At 62.6% G+C, this 21308-nt stretch carries 20 protein-coding genes; 10 read left to right on the top strand and 10 right to left on the bottom strand.

The window, feature by feature from the left end; genetic code table 11:
• Positions 1-21 precede the first annotated feature (21 nt).
• Both NF78_RS10405 and NF78_RS10400 read left to right on the top strand, forming a co-directional pair.
• Complete coding sequence (locus NF78_RS10405) at positions 22-951, top strand: ABC transporter ATP-binding protein (protein ID WP_035986099.1); 930 nt, start codon at positions 22-24, stop codon at positions 949-951.
• Entirely contained in the window at positions 938-1630 is a 693-nt protein-coding gene (locus tag NF78_RS10400; protein WP_081972576.1) for an ABC transporter ATP-binding protein, read from the top strand. The genes NF78_RS10405 and NF78_RS10400 overlap by 14 nt, the downstream gene beginning before the upstream one ends.
• A 45-nt stretch (positions 1631-1675) precedes the next feature.
• Here NF78_RS10400 and NF78_RS10395 read toward each other — a convergent pair whose 3' ends face one another.
• The gene (locus NF78_RS10395; RefSeq protein WP_035986097.1) at positions 1676-2461 is read right to left on the bottom strand and encodes a class II glutamine amidotransferase; all 786 of its coding nucleotides are present in this window, start codon (positions 2459-2461) and stop codon (positions 1676-1678) included.
• A 332-nt stretch (positions 2462-2793) separates the two neighbouring features.
• Between NF78_RS10395 and NF78_RS10390 the strand changes: the two genes are divergently transcribed.
• From NF78_RS10390 to NF78_RS10365, 5 genes are all read left to right on the top strand, one after another.
• A complete protein-coding gene (locus NF78_RS10390; RefSeq protein WP_225885274.1) occupies positions 2794-3300 on the top strand; it encodes a hypothetical protein in 507 nt (168 codons plus the stop codon).
• A gap of 111 nt (positions 3301-3411) precedes the next feature.
• Positions 3412-4671 (top strand): chromate efflux transporter, encoded by a 1260-nt coding sequence (gene chrA / locus NF78_RS10385; RefSeq protein ID WP_081972575.1) that lies wholly within the window; start codon positions 3412-3414, stop codon positions 4669-4671.
• Between the two features lie 840 nt (positions 4672-5511).
• Complete coding sequence (locus NF78_RS10375) at positions 5512-6768, top strand: efflux RND transporter periplasmic adaptor subunit (protein WP_035986095.1); 1257 nt, start codon at positions 5512-5514, stop codon at positions 6766-6768.
• A 180-nt stretch (positions 6769-6948) separates the two neighbouring features.
• Positions 6949-10215, top strand: a complete 3267-nt coding sequence (locus NF78_RS10370; protein WP_035986093.1) for an efflux RND transporter permease subunit — start codon at positions 6949-6951, stop codon at positions 10213-10215.
• A 210-nt stretch (positions 10216-10425) separates the two neighbouring features.
• Positions 10426-11019 (top strand): GUN4 domain-containing protein, encoded by a 594-nt coding sequence (locus NF78_RS10365; RefSeq protein ID WP_035986090.1) that lies wholly within the window; start codon positions 10426-10428, stop codon positions 11017-11019.
• A gap of 164 nt (positions 11020-11183) precedes the next feature.
• On the opposite strand, the gene NF78_RS10360 is transcribed toward NF78_RS10365, so the two are convergent.
• The 5 genes from NF78_RS10360 to NF78_RS10340 form a co-directional block, all read right to left on the bottom strand.
• Positions 11184-11561, bottom strand: a complete 378-nt coding sequence (locus tag NF78_RS10360) for a hypothetical protein (protein ID WP_035986087.1) — start codon at positions 11559-11561, stop codon at positions 11184-11186.
• Between the two features lie 171 nt (positions 11562-11732).
• Positions 11733-12650 carry an ABC transporter permease gene (locus NF78_RS10355; RefSeq protein ID WP_072016041.1) on the bottom strand — a complete coding sequence of 306 codons (918 nt, stop codon included), beginning with the start codon at positions 12648-12650 and terminating at the stop codon, positions 11733-11735.
• Positions 12651-12659: 9 nt separating this feature from the next.
• Positions 12660-13685 carry an ATP-binding cassette domain-containing protein gene (locus tag NF78_RS10350; protein ID WP_035986085.1) on the bottom strand — a complete coding sequence of 342 codons (1026 nt, stop codon included), beginning with the start codon at positions 13683-13685 and terminating at the stop codon, positions 12660-12662.
• A 130-nt stretch (positions 13686-13815) separates the two neighbouring features.
• Positions 13816-14796, bottom strand: coding sequence for a heme o synthase (locus NF78_RS10345; RefSeq protein ID WP_035986082.1), 981 nt, complete (start codon positions 14794-14796; stop codon positions 13816-13818).
• A gap of 95 nt (positions 14797-14891) precedes the next feature.
• Positions 14892-15914: a COX15/CtaA family protein gene (locus NF78_RS10340; protein ID WP_072016040.1), complete on the bottom strand. Its 1023-nt coding sequence runs from the start codon at positions 15912-15914 to the stop codon at positions 14892-14894.
• A gap of 564 nt (positions 15915-16478) precedes the next feature.
• Between NF78_RS10340 and NF78_RS10335 the strand changes: the two genes are divergently transcribed.
• The 3 genes from NF78_RS10335 (at position 16479) to NF78_RS10325 (ending at position 18335) form a co-directional block, all read left to right on the top strand.
• Positions 16479-16823: a hypothetical protein gene (locus NF78_RS10335; RefSeq protein WP_035986079.1), complete on the top strand. Its 345-nt coding sequence runs from the start codon at positions 16479-16481 to the stop codon at positions 16821-16823.
• A gap of 223 nt (positions 16824-17046) precedes the next feature.
• On the top strand, positions 17047-17430 hold the full coding sequence (locus tag NF78_RS10330) for a hypothetical protein (RefSeq protein WP_035986076.1): 384 nt from the start codon (positions 17047-17049) through the stop codon (positions 17428-17430).
• A 74-nt stretch (positions 17431-17504) separates the two neighbouring features.
• Positions 17505-18335 carry an alpha/beta hydrolase gene (locus NF78_RS10325; protein ID WP_052050102.1) on the top strand — a complete coding sequence of 277 codons (831 nt, stop codon included), beginning with the start codon at positions 17505-17507 and terminating at the stop codon, positions 18333-18335.
• A 124-nt stretch (positions 18336-18459) separates the two neighbouring features.
• Here NF78_RS10325 and NF78_RS10320 read toward each other — a convergent pair whose 3' ends face one another.
• From NF78_RS10320 to NF78_RS10305, 4 genes are all read right to left on the bottom strand, one after another.
• On the bottom strand, positions 18460-19356 hold the full coding sequence (locus tag NF78_RS10320; RefSeq protein ID WP_197064811.1) for an alpha/beta fold hydrolase: 897 nt from the start codon (positions 19354-19356) through the stop codon (positions 18460-18462).
• A gap of 81 nt (positions 19357-19437) precedes the next feature.
• Entirely contained in the window at positions 19438-19893 is a 456-nt protein-coding gene (locus NF78_RS10315; RefSeq protein WP_035986074.1) for an NUDIX hydrolase, read from the bottom strand.
• A 3-nt stretch (positions 19894-19896) separates the two neighbouring features.
• Complete coding sequence (bcp, locus tag NF78_RS10310; protein ID WP_035986072.1) at positions 19897-20361, bottom strand: thioredoxin-dependent thiol peroxidase; 465 nt, start codon at positions 20359-20361, stop codon at positions 19897-19899.
• Between the two features lie 102 nt (positions 20362-20463).
• Positions 20464-21243, bottom strand: coding sequence for an SDR family oxidoreductase (locus tag NF78_RS10305; protein WP_035986070.1), 780 nt, complete (start codon positions 21241-21243; stop codon positions 20464-20466).
• Positions 21244-21308 lie beyond the last annotated feature (65 nt).

Here is a 21308-nt window from a genome sequence, read left to right as displayed (position 1 = left end):
CTTCCCACCTCCCACTCCCCCATGCTCTCCATCGCCAACCTCGGCATCACCTTTACCCAGTACGACCAGGGGCTGCGCCGCAAGCAGCTGACGGTGATTAGTGACCTGGATTTGACCGTGCAGGCGGGGGAACTGGTGGCAGTGGTGGGATCGAGCGGGTCGGGCAAGAGCCTCTTGGCCCACGCTCTGCTGGGGATCTTGCCGGAAAATGCCCACCTGACGGGGACGATGCAGTTCCAGGGTGCGCCCCTGACCCCGGAGCGGTGTCGGGCGCTGCGGGGCCGGGCGATCGCGCTGATTCCCCAGTCGGTGGGCTACCTCGACCCGCTGATGACGGTGGGGCAGCAGGTGCAGCGGGTGGGTCGGCTGAGTGGGCTCTCGCCAGGGATGGCGCGGGCGGCGGTCGATCGCACCTTTGCCCGCTACGAGTTGCCCGCCACCACCCGGCAGCGCTACCCCTTTCAGCTGTCGGGGGGGATGGCGCGGCGGGTGCTGGTATCTACAGCCGTGGTCACCCAGGCCGACCTGGTGATTGCCGATGAACCCACGCCGGGGCTGCACCCCGACGTGGTGACCGAAACCCTCAACCACCTGCGGGAGCTGGCCCAGGGCGGGCGCGGGGTGATTTTGATTACCCACGATATTGAGGCGGCGCTCCAGGTGGCCGATCGGGTGGCGGTGTTCTACGCCGGCACCACCGCTGAAATTGCGGCGGCCAGGGACTTTGCCACCGGCAACCTGCGCCACCCCTACACCCAGGCGCTGTGGCGATCGCTGCCCCAGAACGAGTTTGTGCCGGTACCGGGGAACCAACCCAGCCCCGAGCGTTTGCCGCCGGGGTGTCTGTTTAGCGATCGCTGCCCCTGGGCCACCGCCGAGTGCGAGGCAGGGCGACCGGAGCTGCGGCGAGTGCGAGAAGGTTGGGTGAGGTGTATTCATGCTGAAGGGTGACGGGCTGTGGTTTCGCTACGGGGCGCAGCTGCCCTGGGTGGTGCAGGAGCGATCGCTGACGGTGGCCCCAGGCCAGGTGGTGGGGCTAATGGCGCCTTCGGGCTACGGCAAAACCACCCTGGGCAAGCTGCTGGCCGGGTATTTGACCCCCACCCGCGGCCAGATCAGCCTGGACGCGCAACCGTTGCCAGCTCAGGGCTACTGCCCGGTGCAGCTCGTGTTTCAAAACCCGGAGCTGGCGGTGAACCCCCGCTGGCGCATCGATCGCATTTTGCGCGAGGGGCACCCGCCCCAGCTGCACTACCTCGATGCCCTGGGCATTCACCCCGGCTGGCTGACCCGTTACCCCCACGAGCTGAGCGGGGGCGAGTTGCAGCGGGTGGCGATCGCCCGGGTGCTCAACCGCCAGACCCGCTACCTGATTGCCGACGAAATGACCGCCATGCTAGACGCCAACACCCAGGCCCTGATCTGGCAGGTGGTGCTGGAGTTTGCCCGCCAAAATCAGGTGGGGGTGATCGCCATCAGCCATGATCGCCCGCTGTTGGAGCGACTGTGCCAGGGGGCCCAGGGAGCACCGATGGAGGGCTCTGCCAGGTCCGGCTTCAGCCATCGCGTTCTGGACCTGGCTAGCGACCCCGACCGCCCCGCCAGTATCGGTATGGAAAGGGTGCTTTAACCGCTGACAGCGACGGGGTTCTGCCCGAGGTGGGGCTACCTCCGCTCAGTTACCCGTAGCATCAAACTTCATCGGTGCGCCGTCCTGAAACACCAGCAGTTCGCCAGGCTGGATGGGGGTCCAGGCTTCATTGTCGGTGAGTGAGGTGGTGGCGATCACCGCGACGCGATCGCTGGGGGTAGTCAGCTCCTGAAAATCCACGGTCAGGTCTTCGTCGATCAGGTGGGCGGCGGCAAAGGGAGCCTGCCGCACCACGTAGCACAGCTTGGTGGAGCAGTGGGCAAAAAAGTGCTCGCCGTCGGAGAGCAGGTAGTTAAAGATGCCGTGCTGGGCAATGTCGGCGGTGACCGCTTGCAGCACAGTGTAGAGGTCGGCAATGGGGGGCTTGCGATCGGGAAACCGCTGGCGAATGGTGTTGAGGATGAGGCAAAAGGCCCGCTCGCTGTCGGTTTGCCCCACCGGGCGATAGATGCCCTCAGGGTCGGCCTCCAGGGTGGGCACATCGCCGTTGTGGGCAAACACCCAGTAGCGGCCCCACAATTCGCGCTTGAAGGGGTGACAGTTTTCCAGGCCCACTGGCCCCACCGTGGCCTTGCGAATGTGGGCGATCACGTTCATGGATTTGATCGGGTACTGGCGCACCAGGGCTGCCACCGGGGAGGTGCTGGAGGGGCTGTCATCGAGAAAGACCCGGCAGCCCAGTCCTTCAAAAAACGCGATGCCCCAACCGTCCTTGTGGTCGTCGGTTTTGCCGCCCCGGGCGCAAAAGCCCTCAAAGGAAAAGCAAATATCCGTCGGCACATTGCAGTTCATCCCCAGGAGTTGACACATGGCAAGCTGACTCTCAACGGTATTGATAGGAGATGAAAGAGCTATCTAAGCCCTCAAAACCAGTCATAGCGAAGACCTGGTTCATCGAGTCGAGCACCCCGCCCGGTCTAACCATGGATTCTGATCAACCGATGGGTGCTCAGGTAGCCTAAATATTATTCTCTAATCATCTCCACGCAGGGCGACGGGTAAGGCGAAAGTTCATCGCCGCGATTACCGTTGCTATGCTAGCCCTAGGGTGTGTCATCAATTAGCTGCTGATGGCCTCAGAGCCAATGCGATAGTCCCTAAGACTTTTGCTGTCCCCCAAACTTGAAAGGCGATTGATTCCCGTGCCAGGTACTGACCTAAACGCCAAACCCCCCCGCCCTGAAGAGACCTCCGCTTTGTCAGCGGCACCGCCTAACCCTGGTCGCTCCTGGCTGCGTCGCCTGTGGGGTGGTGCTCTGGTCGTGGTCGGCTACCTGCTTTCCCCCCTCTGCTGGTGGAACGACCTGGTGATCAACCTGCCCCTGGCCCTGGGCTTTGGCTACTGCGTCAGCCGCCCCTTTCCTGATGCCCTGGTGCCCCTGACCGGGCTGGGCTACTGGCTCACCAACGTGGCCGGCTTTGTGTTGATGCAGCAGGGGGCCGTCACCGCGCTGCGAAACAAGGGAGAGAGGTCCCCGAGCCATTCCCTCCGCAACGGGTTGATCACCTCGACGGTCTACACAGTGGCCATCGTGGTGCTGGTGCAGTTCCACATCATTGAGATGCCTGACTTTCTCCAGGGCGACCTGCTGACCCACCTGGATTCGGTGCTGCCTACTCAAATCGCCCCCGACCCCCGCGAACCCTAATGCTGGGGATGGGGGCAGGGATTGGGGGGTGAGGAGTTTCTGAATGAAACGTTAACCTCCATAACCAACAATAAAACCTACCCCGTACCGTCCACCCCTTACCCCCCGTCCATGAGTCAGCCATCCCATCCAAAACCTGCCCCGACTTTAGATCCGTCCCCCAGCTATCCAACTCGCCTGCGGGAGCTGACGCAACTCTTTTTGAAGCTGGGCTTCATCGGCTTTGGCGGCCCCCAGGCTCACATCGCCATGATCCACGATGAAACAGTGACGCGGCGAGGCTGGTTCACCGAAGAGCAGTATCTAGAGGGGGTGGCGATCTGCGAAATGCTGCCGGGGCCAGCCTCCACCCAGACCGGGATCTACACGGGCTATCTGCGGGCGGGGCAGGTGGGGGCGCTGGTGGCGGGGCTGAGCTTCATTGCCCCAGCGTTTTTGATTATGCTGGGGCTGTCCTGGGCCTACTTTCGCTTTCAGGGGGTGCCCCAGGTGGAGGCGCTTTTCCTGGGGGTTTCACCCGTGGTAATTGCGATCATTGTGGGCTTTTGCTGGAAGCTGAGCAGGAAGGCGATTAAAGACTGGCCGGGGGTGGCGATCGCCCTAGTCACCCTGCTGCTCTCCTGGCTGGGGGGCATCAATGTGCTGCTGCTGTTTGTGGTGGCGGGCCTGGCGGGGCTGGTAATCTATCGCCCCAAAGCGCCGCCGGCCAGTGGCAACGGGGTTGTCCCTGGGCTGGCGCTGTTGGGAACATGGTTGCAGAGTGTGGCCACCCTGCCGACGGAACCGCTGGCGGTGTCGAGCTTTTGGGGCCTGGATCGGATTCAGGAATACTTCCTGCCCCTCACCACCTTCTTTCTGCAAACCGGGGCGTTTATCTTTGGCGGCGGTCTGGTGATCATTCCCCTGTTGGAAACCGCCGTGGTGGACGACTTTGGCTGGATGACCCGGAGCCAGTTCATCGACGGGGTGGCCCTGGGCGAACTCACCCCCGGCCCGGTGGTGATTACGGCGGCCTTCGTGGGCTACAAGGTGGCCGGGGCCCTGGGGGCGCTGGTGGCGACGGTGGCAATGTTTCTGCCGTCCTTTGGGTTCATTATGTTTGCCTCGCCCTGGCTGCGGCGGCTGCGGCAAAACCCTGGGGTGAAGCGCTTTTTGAAGGGGGTGCTGCCCGCTGTGCTGGGGGCGATCGCCGCTGCCGTCATCCCCCTGGCCCAGGCGGCCATTGGGCAGCCCACCCTGCCCCGGACGCTGTTTGCCGCTGCGATGGCGATCGCCGCCCTGGTGGCCCTGGTGCACTTTCGCCGCCCCACTTGGCAGTTGGTGCCGGTGGGGGCTCTGTTGGGCCTGTTGGCCGGCATGGTTTTGGCTTAGCGCGTGGCCGGGGCTGCGGGTAGGGGGAGGAGGGACTTCAACGTTTAAAGTTCGGCGTTGCTGAATTGAGTCATGAATCTGTAAACTTGACATCCTTGTCATCGCCCCCTAAATCTCCCAATTTTGGGGGATTTTGAGATTTCGACTCCCCCCAGAATTGGGGGGCGGGGGGCATATCATACCTGCATTCAGCAATGCCTAAAATTCAAACTCGGTTGGGGCTGAAGGCCAAATCCAAACGGTCCAGAAGTAGGGTTGTTGAGCAGGGTTGGGCGTTGATCTGGGGCTTGTTTGAAGCCCTAAGTCATGAGGTTTACAGGAAAAGACAAAGGGACTATTGTTTTTATATCGATCGTCCAACATAAAATTTTTTGGTGTCTGGGGTGTCGTTGCAAAGCTGCTCGGAGGTTAGGCCGCAGCGCCTGAGTGCCTATGCCCAAGATTGTCGATGTTGGGCATAGGCACACCCAGCACCGTATTTCACGAGCTTTGGAAAGAGAGTGAACAGCAGGTCGCCGGTTTGCTGGGGCTAGACGCCTCTGGACTGATTGGTTTCTTGAGCTGTGCCGTGGATGGAATTTTGCTACACCGCATCTACGAACCACAGAACTGCTCGTTTCGCGACCATGCCAGTTTGCATGCCAGTTTGCTGGTCGATAAGGTGAGGCTGTACCTGACCCATCGCAGTTCACTACGTTCCCTTAACCGTTAAGAGCTAAGATCGATCGCCCGGTGGGATAGGCTCTAGCACCCCCCTCGGGTCATAACGTTAAGATGCTCTGCATTACCATTAGGCCATGGCATCCAATGTCTAACCCCCTTTCAACTCTTAGCAATCCTATGCCGCCAGTCCCTGTTGGTCGAATGAGTCGGGTGTTGGGGGTTGCGCTGACCCTGTCGTTGGCGGTTGCCGCCTGTAGCCGTTCTCAGCCCTCTGGGGAGATGGGGCCCCAGGCGGTACCGGTACAGGTGCAGGAACTTCAGCCCGGTACCTTTGAGGAAAGCTCCGACTTCGTTGGCGCCCTCGAAGCCGAGCAGCGCGTTGAGCTCAAGCCCGAGGTGGCAGGCCGAGTGATCCAGGTGCTGGTGAGCTCGGGTGGTGCCGTGGCCCAGGGCCAGCCGGTGGTGCAGCTGAGCCCTGACCAGGCGCAGGCCGAGGTGTCGGCGGCCCAGGCCGGGGCCCAGGCCGCTCGGTTTGGCCGCGATGCCGCCCAGGCCCAGGTCGATGCCGCCCAGGCCCAGCTTGCCCGTGCCCAGGCCGATGTCGAGCTGGCAGCGGTAGAGTTTCGGCGTACCGAACAGTTGGTCGGGGCGGGAGCGCTGAGCCGCCGCGACCTGGACAATGCCCAGAACCAGCTCGATGTAGCCCAGGCCGCTCAGCGCCAGGCCCAGGACAATGTGCGGGCGGCCCAGGCCCAGCTGCAGCAGTCGCTGTCTACCTTTGACCAGGCCCAGGCCCAGGTCAACGTCAGCCGGGGAGACCTGGGGTTTAAGCAGGTGGTGGCGCCAGTTTCGGGGCGGCTGGGGGATGTGTCGCTCAGAGTGGGCGATTTTGTCGATGTGGGGCAAACCCTGGCCACCATTACCCAGAACAGCGAGCTATTTTTGCGCATTCAGGTGCCGACCACCCGGTCCGGCCAGCTGCGGCCCGGTATTCCCGTGGAGCTACTCAGCCCTGATACGGGCGAGCCCCTGGCCACGGGCAGCGTTAATTTTATTTCGCCGGAGGTGGATGGAGAGGGCCAGTCGATTCTGGTCAAGGCTCGCTTTCCCAATGAAGCGGGTAACTTGCGCGACGGGCAGTTTGTGCGGGCCAGGTTAATTTGGAGCGCTACCACAACGCTCTTGGTGCCCACGGTGGCGGTCACGCGCATTGCTGGGCAGAGCTTTGTCTTTGTCGCCACCGACCAACCCCAGGAGAATGGTCAAACCCTGCGGGTGGCCTCCCAGCGCCCGGTGCAGCTGGGGCAAATTCAGGGGAACAACTACCAGGTGATCGACGGCCTGGAGGCCGGAGACCAAGTCATTGTGACCAACATTCTCCAGCTCCAAGACGGTCGCCCGATCGCCCCGGCAGCCCAGGCGGCGGCCCCTTAGATTCCTCCTGGTTCAATCCTGAAGCGGCGTTGCTATGGTCAAATCGGCCATGAGTCAATACATTAATACTGGTTTGCATCTGCACGGTGGGATGGTCCGCCACTGAAAGGCAAGTTCAAACATTGCTGCTCGCGACGATCGCACCTCCCCTAAACCCTAAGCCCTCCGTTGGCCTCTGCTATGGCGCTGTTTTCTATTGCCGACACCTTCATTCGTCGCCCGGTGCTTACCACCGTGTGTACCCTGCTGATTGTGCTGGCGGGGGCGGTGGCCATTCCGCTGCTGCCGATTGAGCAACTGCCTGAAATTGCCCCCCTCCAGATTCAGGTGGTCTCCAACTACACCGGGGCCGATGCCGAAACCGTGGAGAGCAACGTCACCACGGTGCTGGAGCGGGAGATCAACGGCGTGGAGGGGATGGAATTTATCACCTCTAGCAGCACGAACACGGGCCAGAGCAGCATCAACGTGGTGTTTCAGCCGGGGCGCAGCAAGGATATTGCCCAGGTGGATGTGCAAAATCGGGTGGCTCGGGCCGAGCCTCAGCTGCCGCCGGAGGTGACCCAGCTGGGGGTGACAGTAAACGCCCAGTCGCCCAGCATTCTGCTGGTGTACCGCTTCTTTACCGATGACGATCGCTACGATGCCCTATTCCTGAGCAACTACGCTGACCTGTTCATTCTCGACGAGATGAAGCAGATCAACGGCGTCGGCAACGCCGAGGTGTTTGGGGCGGGGCGCTACGCCATGCGGCTCTGGCTGGACCCCTCCGCCCTGGCCATGCAGGCGCTGACACCCCAGGATGTGGTCGCGGCCCTGCAGGAGCAAAACATTCAGGTGGGGGGAGGCGCTGTGGGTGCTCCCCCCGTCAGCAGTAACCAGGCGTTTCAGTACACCGTGCGGCTGCCCGGTCGGCTGCAGGAGGTCGAGGAATTTGAAAATCTGGTCGTCAAGGTGGGCCAAAACGGCGACCTGGTGCGGCTGCGGGAGATTGGCCGGGCGGAGCTGGGGGCGCAGGACTACAGCTTTGATGCCAGGACTGGCGGCAGACTGGCGGCGGGGCTGCTGGTGTACCAGCTGCCGGGCAGCAATGCCCTGGAGGTGGCCCAGGCGGTGCGCGATCGCATGGCCGAGCTCCAGGGCAGTTTTCCACCGGGCTACCGGGCCGAGCTGGTGTTCGACACCACCGACTTTGTGCGGGTCTCGCTGCGGGAGGTGCTGACCACCCTGGCGATGGCGATCGTCCTGGTGCTGCTGATTTTGTTCCTGTTTTTGCAGGACTGGCGATCGACGGTGGTGCCCGCGATCGCGATTCCGGTGGCGCTGATTGGCGCGATGGCCTTTCTGCTGGCCTTTGGCTTTTCGATCAATACGCTGACGCTGTTTGGCTGCATTTTGGCCTCGGGCCTGGTGGTGGATGATGCGATTGTGATTGTCGAAGCCATTGCCGCCAAAATTGATCAGGGGATGCGGCCTCGCCTGGCCGCCCTCGATGCCATGCAGGAGCTATCGGGGGCGGTGGTCTCGACCTCGCTGGTGCTGATGGCGGTGTTTATTCCGGTGGCGTTTTTCCCCGGCAGCACCGGCAGAATTTACCAGCAGTTTGCCCTCACCATCGCCTTCACGGTGCTGGTTTCCACCTTCAATGCCCTCAGCTTTTCCCCCGCCATGTCGGCCCTGCTGCTGCGGCCCACGGTGCCAGGACAGCGGGGTGGCCCCCTGGCCGGTTTTTTTACCTGGTTTAACCGTCAGCTGGTGCGAATTGTTGAGCGCTACCGGGAGCTGGTGCGCATTCTCATTCGGCTGCGCTACGCCGTGCTGGCCTTGTTTGCGGTCGGGGTTTTGCTGATGGTGGGGATGCTGCGCATGGTGCCTACGGGCTTTGTACCCGAGGAGGACCAGGGCTATTTCCTGGGCATTGTCCAAGCTCCCGACGGGGTGTCGCTGGAGTACACCAAAGGGGTGATGGCCCAGGCGGACGCCCTTATTTCTCAGTTTCCTGAGGTGACCAGCACCTTCATGCTGTCGGGGTTTGGCTTTGACGGGCCGTCGCCGAACCGGGGGGTGTTTTTTGCCACCCTGGCCCCCTGGGAGGAGCGCCGCGCCCCGGAATCTACGGTGATGGGGCTGTTGCCCCAGGTGAATGGCGCCCTCGCCGGCATTCAAGAGGCCCTGGTGATCGCCTTCAACGCTCCACCGGTGCCGGGTTTTAGCCCCACTGGCGCCCTGGAAATGCAGCTCCAGGACCGCAGCGGCAACCGGATGAGCATTGACGAATTTTTGGCCAACGCCTACGAAATCATGGGGCTGGCCAACGAGTCCCCCGCGTCGATGGGGGTGTTTACGCAGTTCACCGCCAGTTCGCCCCAGGTACAGGTGGAGGTCAACCGCGATCGCCTCAAAGCCCTGGATGTGAATATCGACGATGCGCTCAGCACCGTGGGCACCTACCTGGGCTCGCGCTACGTCAACGACTTCACCAGCGGCGGGCGCAACTACCGGGTCTACGTGCAGGCCGAGGCCGACTTCCGCAACGAGCCGTCGGATATCAACGGCATTTACGTGCGATCGCGCCAGGGCACCATGATTCCCCTGGGGGAGGTGGTGACCCTCAGCGAAGTGGTGGGGCCCTCGACCATCAACCACTTCAACCTGCTGCGATCGATCAAGCTGGAGGGGATGCCTGCCCCTGGGGCCAGTTCGGGGCAGCTAATTGCGGCTATGAGCGACGCCCACGCCCAGGCGGCGCTGCCGGTGGTGGGGCAGGCCTGGCAGGGCACCGCCAGGGAGGAAATCGCCTCCGGGGGCCTGGCCACCATCATCTTTGGCCTGGGGGTGCTGGTGGTGTTTCTGGTGCTGGCCGCCCAGTACGAAAATTACGTCGATCCGATCATCATTCTGCTGACGGTGCCGCTGGCGGTGCTGGGGGCGCTGGTCTTTTTGTCCCTGCGAGGGCTGGACCTCAATATCTACGCCCAGGTGGGGCTGGTGATGCTGATTGGCCTGGCCAGCAAAAACGCCATTTTGATCGTGGAGTTTGCCAACCAGGCTCGCACCCAGGGTCTGGGCCTGGTACCCGCCGCGATCGCCGCCGCCGAGCAGCGCTTTCGACCGATTATCATGACGGCGATTTCGTCGCTGGTGGGCTTCTTCCCCCTGCTGGTGGCCACGGGGGCCGGTAGCGCCAGCCGCTGGTCGGTGGGCTATACGGTGTTTGGCGGGCTGCTGGTGGCCACGGTGCTGAGCCTGCTGGTGGTGCCGGTGCTCTACGTGGTGCTGAAGGGGCTAACCGAGCGGGTGCTGCCGGGAGCCCCGCCGGGACCGATGACGGCGGAGCGCAGCCTGGGGAACGGAAATCGCGCCGCACCTGATGCGGATGAGGCGATCGCGCCGCTGCGGTTCTCAGATCGAGCCGGGCCAGAGACCCAGGGGGAAACCCCGGCCTAGGCAGGCAGACAGGAAAACCGGGCCAGGTCTAGGCGCGGTCATCAATGAGCTGCTAAAGGCTACAAACCAAAGGTTACAGCCCCCAGGCTGTCCTATGGGGCGGGGGTGGCAAGGCTTGTTACACTGGGCTTGTGGCCACAATTGATCACACGCCCTAGAATTTTCAAGACTACAATTTGCGGTTCGCCGCACGACCAGTAAGGAGTCACCATGGACGGGGAAGGGGCGCAGGCCGAACTAATTGCCCGAATTGAGGCCCTCGAGGGCAGACTGGAAGGCTTTATTCAGCAGGGGCTGACCGAGCGGATTGCCCGCCTGGAGGATGCCCTCACCCTGGTCACCGATGTGGAGCGGTACCAGCCGCTGCAGCGGCTGCTCAAAACCGGCAAGCTGCGGGAGGCCGACGAAGAAACCGTGCGGGTGATTTTGCAGGAGGCGGGCACGCCCGATCGCGAAGATCTGCCCCCAGACGCCATTCGCCAGTTTCCGTGCAGCGTGCTGCGGGTTATTGATCGGCTGTGGACCACTTACACTGGCGGTCGGTTTGGGTTTAGCGTGCAGCTACAGCTCTACCAGGCGGTGGGCGGCACCCTGGAGAGCGCCCTGGCTCAGGATGCCGCCACCCTCAACCGCCTGGGAGAACGGGTGGGCTGGCGACAAAACGACCAGTGGAAGACCCTTGAGCAGGCCCGCCACGACCTGGACGACCCGGTAGGCTGCTACCCTGTCGTCTGGTGGGATTCTCCCTACGGGGCGAAAATGGTCAACTATTTTTTAATTCGGCTGTTCACCTGCGACCTCTAGGGCGTGTCATTCCGGCTAAAACCCTTGATGGTCAGAGCCTTGCCACGCCCGGCCCAAAAAATAAAATACTAGTATTCTGCGGCAGAAGTCAGCCAACTGCTCCTGACACCTGACACCCCCAATAAGGGGTGCTCTATTTCTGCTAGCTAATACCAGGCAGAGGTCTACTCCCCGGCTGCTGGGGCAACCATATCAGCAGGCTGGGTTTGGAGCTGCTGGCGCTGGATGGCCTCCTGCTGCAGGGTGCGGAAGTTGTCGGCTTCGGTGCCGATGCGGCCCCGGTGCTGACGACGGAAGTCGCTGACGCTGCGCTCGTTCATTAAGACGGCCCTGTGAATCAGGTCGAAGGGGCTGCCGCTTTCGCCAAAGAGACCGCCGCTGGCATCGGAGGAGCCAAAGCCCTCAGCTGCGTTGACGCGGGGGGCCTGGGTGGGGTCGGTTCCGGTCGTGGACTGGGCCAGAGCTGCCGGAGCCAGCGATAGCAGACCCAGGGCCGCGATCGCAGCGGCTACCGACTGAGATAAATACTTGGGGTAAGCCATAGGATTACTCCTCAACACCTTAACGACTTGACACGATAACGCAGGGAGGGTGAGCACAGCGAGTGATCTGCCCCACGACTGACATTGTAGCGACTAACCCGGCCGCTGCCGACCCCGCTGGCCCAGCTCACAAACTGGCTCTCAACTCAGGGCGATATGCTACCACCCTGCTCAGGCAATCCGGCGGCGCAGTAGCGGCTGAATGAGCGCCAGCGACAGACCACAGAATCCTACCAGCACCGCCAGGCAGGCCCCCAGGGATACCGCTGCAAAGGGGGTCTGAAGAACCGTGCTGCCCAACCCCCAGCTGGGGTGCAGGTACACGTAGCGAATTGGTTCGATCGCGTAGGTCAGCGGGTTGAGGCTGGCCACCACCTGAAGCCAGCCGGGCATAAACTCCAGGGGCACCAGCGCCGTGCTGGAAAACAGCAGCGGCAGGTTGGTGACAAAAATGACTCCAATCAGTTCAATGTGGCCGGGCAGGGCGAAGGTAAGGCCCAGGCTCAGGGCAGTAACGCCCAGCACCAGCGTCATCACAATAAACAGCACCAGCAGCAGCCCCGGCAGACTGGGCAACCCCGCCCCCAGCACCGCGCTGAGGCCTAAAATCGCCGCCGTCTGCACCAGGCTGAGGACGGCAATAAACAGCGCCGACGCCACCACAATGGAGTAGCGGGAGGCCAGCGGAGCGACCAGGAAGCGGTTCAAGAAGCCAAACTCGCGATCGAACATGACCGGAAGCCCGGCGTTGAGGGCACCGCCAAAGGCCGTAAACACAATGATGCCGGCCCCCAAAAACTGGCCGTAGTTGCGGCTTTCGCCAAACAGCCCGGCGGGCACATTCTGAAACAATGCCCCAAACAGAACCAGCCAGATCAGCGGCTGAATGACGCCCGCCACCAGGGTAGTGGGTCGCCGCTGCAGCTGAATAAACAGTCGGCGCGTCATCGCCAGGGTCTCCTGCCAGAAAGCTCCCGAGATCAGCCCCTGGGACTTGATCAACTCGGCTTTCCAGGCCTGGATCTCGGCATTGTCCAGGCTGGGGACAGCCTCTTGGGAGGCCGATGCGGTGGAAATCGTGGTGCTCATGGTGATGTGCTAGCCTCCCTTCATGGCCTGTTTCTTTTCTTTTTTGAGATCGCGCTGGCCGACAGCGGCCAGTTCGGCATCCATTAGCGTGCGGCCGGTGGCGGCCAGGTAGACATCGTCCAGGCTGGGGCGCGACTGGGCAATGCCAAAGACAGGCAGGCCAGCGGCCTTGAGCGCCTGCTGCACGCTCAGCAGCACATCCGGCTGGCGATCGACCACCAGGTTGAGCGAGTTGCCCTGGGCGGCGTTGACAATCACCTCGCGCACAAAGGGAAGCTCGGCCAGCATGGTGCTGGCGGCGTCGGCTTCCTCGTCAGAGGTAAATTCGCGAATGCGCAGGGTGATGCGATCGCCGCCAATCTTGTCCTTCAGGTCGCTGGGGGTACCGGCGGCAATTACCTGACCCCGGTCGATGATCGCCACGCGATCGGCCAGGGCGTCCACCTCTTCTAAGTAGTGACTGGTGATTAAAATCGTGGTGCCCGCCGCCCGCAGCTGCCGCAGAAACAACCACACCGCCGAGCGCGTCTCAATGTCCAGCCCCACGGTGGGCTCGTCGAGCACGAGCACGTCGGGCTGGTGCAGGAGGCCCAGGGCCAGATCGAGCCGCTTTCGCAGCCCGCCCGAGTAGGTGCCCGTTTTTTGGTCCGCCCAGTCCCCCAGTTCCAGCAGGGCGATCATCTGGTCGATGCGGCGGCCCGCGATCGCCTTGGGCATGTGACAGATATCGGCCTGGAGCTGCAGCAGCTCGCGCCCGGTCAGCACCTTGTCAAGGGCCACCTCCTGAGCAATGTAGCCCAGGTACTGACGCACCAGCCGAGGCTGCTCGACAACGGAAACCCCCATCACTTCCAGGCTGCCGCTGTCGGGGGTAGACAGGGTGCAGAGACAGCGGATGGTGGTGGTTTTGCCCGCGCCGTTTGGTCCCAGCAGACCAAAAATTTCCCCCGGCTCGATCGCCAGGGACACGTCGCGCACCGCCGCCACCGCCCCGTAGGACTTCTTCAGATTTTGAATCTTTACCGCCGCGGCCATAGTGTAGACCTGATCCCCAATTGGTTCCTACTCTGGTTATTCTACAGAACTCTTTTGGCCGGCGACAGAAATGGAGCGGCGACCAAGCGGGGGGGGAGGGGCCGCCGCTTGGCAGAGGGAAACGGATGGCCTAGAAGGGCAGCAGGCCAACCAGAGGTTCTAGCTGACTGGAGAGATGGGAAACCAGGGTGTGGGTCACCGGCCAGCTATCGACCACCATGCCTGCCGACAGCAGCATCATGTACAGGATGGAGTATTTGAAGAGCCCTTTGGCCAGTCCCCGATCGCTCGGTGCTTTCAGCAATGCCCAGGCCTTTTGGATGAACAGAAAGCCTAAACCAAGGGCGATCGCAGCGTACACCGCCCCTGTAGCTCCCAGGGGATAGGTCATCATCAGGGTCAGGGGCACCAGCACCAGGGTGTAGTACCAGATCTGCTGGGCCGTGGCCTCATCGCCTACCACAACGGGCATCATCGGCACATTGACCTTGGCGTAGTCGTCTTGAATTAGCATGGCCAGGCCCCAGAAGTGGGGCGGCGTCCAGATAAAGACAATAAAGAAGAACAGCCAGGCGGCCAGGGGCAGATCCCCCGTCACCGCCGCCCAGCCCACCAGCGGCGGAATCGCCCCCGCTGCGCCGCCGATGACAATATTTTGCGGCGAGGAGCGCTTCAGCCAGTGGGTATAGACCCCCACGTAGATAGCCAGCCCCGCCATGGCCAAAACGGCGCTGAGCAGGTTGGCAACCAGAGCCTGGAGCCCAAAGGCCAGGACGGCCAGGACGCCAGCAAACACCAGCGCATCGCGAATTTGGATGCGGCCCGAGGGCAGGGGGCGGTGGCGGGTGCGCTCCATGTCGTAGTCGATATCGCGATCGTAGACGCAGTTAATCGTCTGGGCCGAGGCCGCCGCCAGGGTACCGCTCAGCAGCGTGACCATCAGCAGCACCGGGTCTACCTCGCCCTGACCGGCCACCCACATAGCCGCCGCCGTTTCGATCAGCAGGAGGGGAATGATACGCGGCTTGGTCAGTTGTATGTAGCTCTGCACGACGGCCTTAAACGATTCGTGGTGTCGGCCGGGGGCATTCCATGTGGTGGTCTGATTCATGCAAAAAATCCTAAATGGTTCTTGAAAGACCGCGAATCCTAGGGGGCAAAAACAGTGGTCCGGTCCCAGGCAGGGGTGGGATGAGGGTTAGGGGACTAGACCTCCGCTGCGCCAGCGACCTCTGGGGTGGCCGTCACTGCGGCAGCGGGGCGATCGCTGGGGTCTGCTCCCAGGTGATGGGGGGACAAATTGCTGTGCGAATCGCGCCAGGCCAGGGCCGTAAAGCACACCAGCGTGCCCACCAGAGCCGCGCCGAGGGTGTGGTGAGCCACGGTCAGCGGCTCTACCTGCAGCCGCAGCCGAAAGGTGGCGATGCCCAGCACCAGTTGAAACACCAGCAGCATGCTGGCCAGGCTGCCCAGCCGTCGCAGCGGGTAGGTCAGCGCTGGTGTGCGCCACACCGTCCAGGTCAGGGTCACCACCGCAGCGGTGGCGGGCAATATTCCCAGCAGGTGGCTGTTCATCACCTGGCACAGTTCCCTCAGGCCCAGGCACTGGTGGGCGGCCCAGCGCGACCCCACCAGCCCTCCCAGCAGGCACTGGACGTAGACAATGGCGGTAGCGCCCAGCCCCAGCCAGGGCAGACGACCAACGGTACCGGTGCTGCGGTAGGGCAGCAGACAGGTGGCGATCACCAGCATGGCGCTAAAAAACAGAAGCGCGGTGCCCAGGTGGGCCGTCACAATGTCGAAGCGCAGCAGCTGGGTGACCGTGAGTCCGCCCAGCGCTCCCTGGAGGCCAATCAGGAGGAGAGCCCCCACCGCAGCCCAGGGCAGCCACCCCGGCACCTGTCGCCGGTACCAGGCGCACAGACCCACCAGCCAGAGAGTACTGAGACCAATCAGGGCTGCGTCGAGCCGATGAAACCACTCCAGAAAAACCTGGAGATTCATCTGCTGTTGGGGCACTAGCTGACCGTAGCACAGGGGCCAGTCGGGGCAGGCCAGCCCCGCGTTCATGACTCGGGTGGCGCTGCCCACCGCCATCAGGGCCAGAGTGGCAAAGGCGATCTTCCAGACCAGACGGCGAATGCGATCGACGGGGGTGGAAGCGGCGGCGGGCCAAAGCGATTCACGACCTGTAGCCTGGGAGGAAAAGAAGGGGAAGTTTGCGGCCATGCCATCTCCAGCATTCAGAAGGGTAGTTTGCGAGAGTGCCGTTTCAAGGCGTTGAGGGGTGGGAGTAGACCATCGAGGCTGGGTAGAGAACCGGATCTGCAACCAAAGCCGGACCTGTGCAGCCTGAACGGTTTTGCCACCAGTGTTGAGCCAGTGTTAAGACTGCGGCGGCCTCGGGGGAGTAAGTGCTCCCCTGGTGGATAACAGGGTAATCGGGACGTTCAGCGCCGACAATTGAACTCACTGACTATTACTGTAGGAAGGGAAAACCTTGAACTGGCAAAGCTTTAGGGTTTTCTTTGGGATTCAAACCTGGCGACCTGACGCTATACAAAAACGACGGGAGTGCCGTAGCCAGACACACAACTTAACCGATCGTTACGTTTGGCCACGCCGGGTTGCGAAAATGGCGGTTGGCCGGTGCGATCGCCCCCATACTGGCCCAGGGTCGCCCCAATGGCGTAGGCTGGCTAGCAGATGCAGTCGCCAGACCCAGCGATCGCTGCCCCCATTCTGCTTGTCCCTTAACTCAATCGCGCCCGATCGCGATCGGCCCGCCGACCTATGAGCAACCCCCTTACCCTCAACCTGCCCCAGGGATCCCTACAGTTTACCTTTTCTGCCGAGGCGGCCCTGGCGCTGAAAGCCGCCCTGGGCGAGCTGATGACCACCCTAAAAGCGGCCGCCGCCCAGGGTGGCGAACCGACCCGCCGTGTGCCCCAACCACCGATGGAGTACCGCCACACCGGGGAGGTCTTTCTAGAAGTTTTCTGCAATCCCAATATCTGGCCCAGCCCCTTTGCGGCCAAGGCGCTGGTCACCCTGCGCGACGATCGGATTCGAGTGACGACCGAGGCCGAGCTGTCGCAAATCTACGACGATGTTATGGCCTACCTGGAGACGGTGTAGGACTGCGATGGGGGCCGTAAACGAGCCGACGGCGGCAAGGGTTTCCCCTCTACCCGAGGGAGGATAGTAGCCTGAGATGCTGCCTTGCCCAGGGGGAAGACGATAGAATAGGAGCGCAAACCATGGCTGGCGCAGGGCAGCATGGTGCCTGAGGCTAGGGATTGCCATGTCCCAGGGTCGCCTGTCACTGCCTGGCTGTTGGAGTTTTTAAGGCTTATAAGCTATGTATCCTGACGATCTCTCTCAGACGTTGCAGAAAGGGTTTCGCGTTACCCTCGGAGCCACCGCATCCCTGATTGAAGCCATTCAAGACCCTGAAAGCTCCAATCAACGGTTTTCGACCCTGGGCGGCGATGTCAACCGCCTGACTGAGGAACTGGAGATCAAGGGTGAAACCACCGAGCGGGAGGCCCGGCTGTTTGTCGATTCGCTGTTGAGCCAGATGCCAAATCCCTTCACCAGCGCCGGCCCCGAGACATCAGGCCCGACCATCACCACGGTGGCCAGTCCTGTGGTCGATGCCTCGGTGCAGAGTGAGCTGGAGGCCCTCACCCAGGAATTAGCCCTCATTCGTCAGGAAATTGAGGCGCTCAAGGCCCACAGCTAGTGGGTACCAGAGCTGGTTTACCTGGAGGGTTTACCTGGAGGGTTAACCCGGAGGACGTGAAGTAGGACCGTAGCGTGGTAGACGCCGGAGCACAGCCAGAGTCCGCCATCGTTGACAGGGTAGCGCTGACGGTTGCAGCGCTGCCTGTCGAGGCTGCGCCAAAGGAGGCACCGGAAGGGATCCCCAAGGGGGCGATCGCCGAGGGGCTAGACCCCTTCGGCGGCATTGACGAGGACGCTGCCGAGGCGGAGCGCGAGATTTACTTCCTCAGCGGTTTGGGGGCCGACTGGCGGGTCTTTCACCGCCTACAGCTGCAGGGCTACCGTCCGGTGCACATTCGCTGGGAGCCGCCCCACCGGGGAGAGGCCATCGAGCACTACGCCCAGCGCCTGCTGGCCCAGGTCACCACAGAACACCCGATTCTGGTTGGCCTTTCCTTTGGCGGGCTGATGGCGGTGGAGATGGCTAAGCTGTGCAATCCGGCCCAGGTAATTTTGATCTCCAGTGCCGCCAATGGTGCCCAGGTGCCTACCTACTACAAGCTGTTTCGCTGGCTGCCGCTACAGCTGGTGGTGCCGTTTAAGCAATTGCTGTGGGCGGTCTACGGGGTGATGACCTGGCTGTTTGGTCTGGATGACCCAGAGGATCGCTCCCTGTTCAGGCAGGTCCTGGTGGATACCGACCCCTGCTTTCTTCGCTGGGCCATGCACCGGGTGGTGGGCTGGCGCAACCAGGTGGTGCCCCCCAACCTGGTCCAGATTCACGGCGATCGCGATCGCGTGTTTCCCCACGGTGCCCGCAATGCCGATGTTGTGGTGCCTGGCGGCGGCCACCTGATGGTGCTAAATCGGGCCGAAGAGCTGTCTCAGCTGCTGATGACCACCCTGGCAACGGACCCAGTGTAGCCCTAGGGTGGGTCCTCGGGTTCTGGGCCTGTGCTTTGCCGATGCAAGCTCATGGGCCTCCATGGGCCTTTGCAGCTTAGCAACTCAATGGATGACAGTCCCCGGCAGACTGGCCCAGACCAGCCTAAAACGCTGGCGGACGGGCCTGCCCTGGGGTGACGGAGCCGTTGTGGTTGACGGCGGCGTACATGGCTGTGCCCGCTGGCTTCAATGGCTGCGATCGCAACCACGGCTCCAGGGCCTCCGCGCAGGGGGCAACCTCCACTCCCAGGGGCGACTCAGCCGCGGGGAGCTGTCGGTGTTGAGCACTGGGCACCTGGTGCAGCCAAATCTGCCCCAGTCGCCGGGCTGTAGGGTCGGCGGTGACCGATTCCAGCACCAGGGTTGGCGGCTTCAGGTAGCCAAGCTCCTGGTTTAGCAGTTCTCCCCTAAGGGCGGCGGGGCGACGCTGAAAGAGCATCTGGCAGGCTGCCGGTGTCTGTCGCAGGCACTGGCGGCGCTGGCGCAGGGCTTTCACCCAGGCCGCCTGGCCCAGCCAGGGCAGCACCAGGGGCAGGGGTGACCAGGGGGCCACCAGCCAGCGATCGCGCCGCCAGCGGTGTTGCAAGTCGCGATCGCTGACCCCCTCGGGAGCCAGCACGGTCAGACTCTGCACCTGGTCCGGGTAGGTGAGGGCATAGCGGCCCGCCACCCAGGCCCCCAGGGAATGGGCCACCAGTCGGCAGCGCTGAACGCGCAGGGCGCTCAGTAGGCTGTGCAAACACTCAACCTGGGTGGCTACGGAATACGGAGTTTTGCCCTCCCGCCGCGATTCCCCGAAGCCCAGCAGGTCGGGGGCCAGGCAGTGGTAGCCAGGGGACAAGTGCCGCATCAGCGGTAGCCACTGGCTACTGTCCTGCCAGGAGCCGTGCAGAAAGACCACCGTTTCGGCCTGGGAGGTGCCGTCCTCGAGCCAAAAGACAATCCCCAGCGGCAGTTTCATGCGGCCAGTGCGGAGGGGTATTTCAGCGGGTAGCGGCATAGCAGTGGATCGGGTAGACAGCACCAGACTAGTCGGGAAGCCGGGCTTTAGCATTCCCAATGAGCGAGCTTTCCCCAAAGCTTAGGCTAAAACCGTTTCTCCCTTAAAGAAATCTTGCAAATGCTGGCGATGGTCGTGGGAGAGACGGTCCCACGGCAGGGTGTCGGCGGTAAAGCCCTGCACGTCTAAAATTTCGCGGGGGTCGGCGGGGGTCGGTCTGCCCGTCACCCGCACCGCCACCGTGATGCAGACCGAGTGAAAGCGAGGGTCGCGCCCCAGCTGGGAGTAGACCCCCACCAGCCGCTCCAGCCCCACGGTCTCCAGTCCGGCTTCTTCCCTCAGCTCGCGGGCGGCGGCGGTGATCACGTCTTCGCCCCAGTCGACAATGCCGCCGGGCAGGCTCCAGAGGCCGTTGTCGCGGCGGCGCACAAGCACAATGGTGCCATCGGCCATCAGCGGAATGACGCAGGTACCCAGGATGGGGCGACGCAAAATCAGCCCTATCAGGGTCCGCAAAACGTGGGCGAAGTAGGCCATAGGCTAGAGGGTTTCCAGGTCGGCCAGCACCGTATCGGCATGGGTTTCGGCTTTGACCTTGAGGTAGATTTTCTCCAGGTTGCCGTCCGGGCCGATGATGAAGGTGCTGCGGGTGATACCCATATATTCTTTGCCCATGAACTTTTTCAGGCCATAAACGCCGTAGCGACTGGCTACTTCGCCACCCTCGTCCACCAGCAGCGGAAATGGCAGACTAAATTTGTCGATAAATTTGCTGTGGGACTTGGCATCGTCGGTGCTCACCCCCAGCACCACAGCGTCTTTGCCCTGGTAGTCGGCGTAGCGATCGCGGAACCCGCAGGCCTCTTTTGTACAGCCGGGGGTGTTGTCGCGGGGGTAAAAGTAGAGCACTACACGCTGACCTTTGAGGTCGGCCAGGCTATAGGTCTTGCCCGTGGCATCGGGCAGGCTAAAGTCGGGGGCGGGATCGCCTACAGAAAGGGTCATAGTGGATGTTGCCAGTGGTGTTGTGAAATATGGTGTTGCGAAACATAAATTGTGCCACGGCCCGTTGTATAGCGCCAGTTCCGATGGGGCGCCACCGGAGTCCTACTCGGCCCGCCGATGCACGTGAAACACCGAGGACTGGTCAGTCGGCAGCAGCAGCAGGTCGCTGATGTTGACGTGGGCAGGCCGGGTGATGGCAAAGACAATTGCATCGGCCACATCGTCGCCGCTCAGCGGGGTCATGCCCTGGTAGACGCCCTGGGCGCGATCGCTGTCGCCGCCAAAGCGCACCAGGCTAAACTCGGTTTCCACCAGGCCGGGGTCAATGTTGGTGACCCGCACCGCTGTGCCCAGCAGGTCGAGCTTGAGCCCCTCGGAGAGCGCCCGGACCGCCGCCTTGGTGGCACAGTAGACGCTGCCACCGGGGTAGGTTTGCCGACCGGCGATCGATCCCACATTCACCACATGGCCTCGCCCCCGCGCCACCATCCCCGGCACCACCGCCCGGGTCACGTAGAGCAGGCCCTTGACGTTGGTATCGATCATGGTTCCCCAGTCGTCCAGGGGCGCTTCGTACTGCTTGTCCAGCCCCCGGCTGAGGCCCGCATTGTTGATCAAAATATCGATCGCGCCCCAGGCTTCCGGCAGGGTGGCGATCGCCTCGCGGACCGCCTCCGGCTGGCGCACGTCCAGCCCTATCGTGAGCACATCGGTACCGTGCTGCTGCTGAAGTTCGGTGGCCAGCATCTGTAGTGGCTCCAGCCGACGGGCCGCCAAAATCAGCCGCGCCCCAATGGCCGCCGTCTGCCGGGCGCAGGCGGCTCCAATACCACTGCTGGCACCTGTAATCAGCACAGTCTGGTTGGCAAGCGACGCGGGCATAGGGGGTACCCCTGTGAAAGGACAAGAAACCGGGTTTTTAGGCAATTGTCAGGTGCTTCAGGCAT

The organism is Leptolyngbya sp. KIOST-1 (assembly GCF_000763385.1).
Taxonomy (GTDB): domain Bacteria; phylum Cyanobacteriota; class Cyanobacteriia; order Phormidesmidales; family Phormidesmidaceae; genus Nodosilinea.
This window is presented reverse-complemented; position numbering and strand designations above follow the sequence as displayed.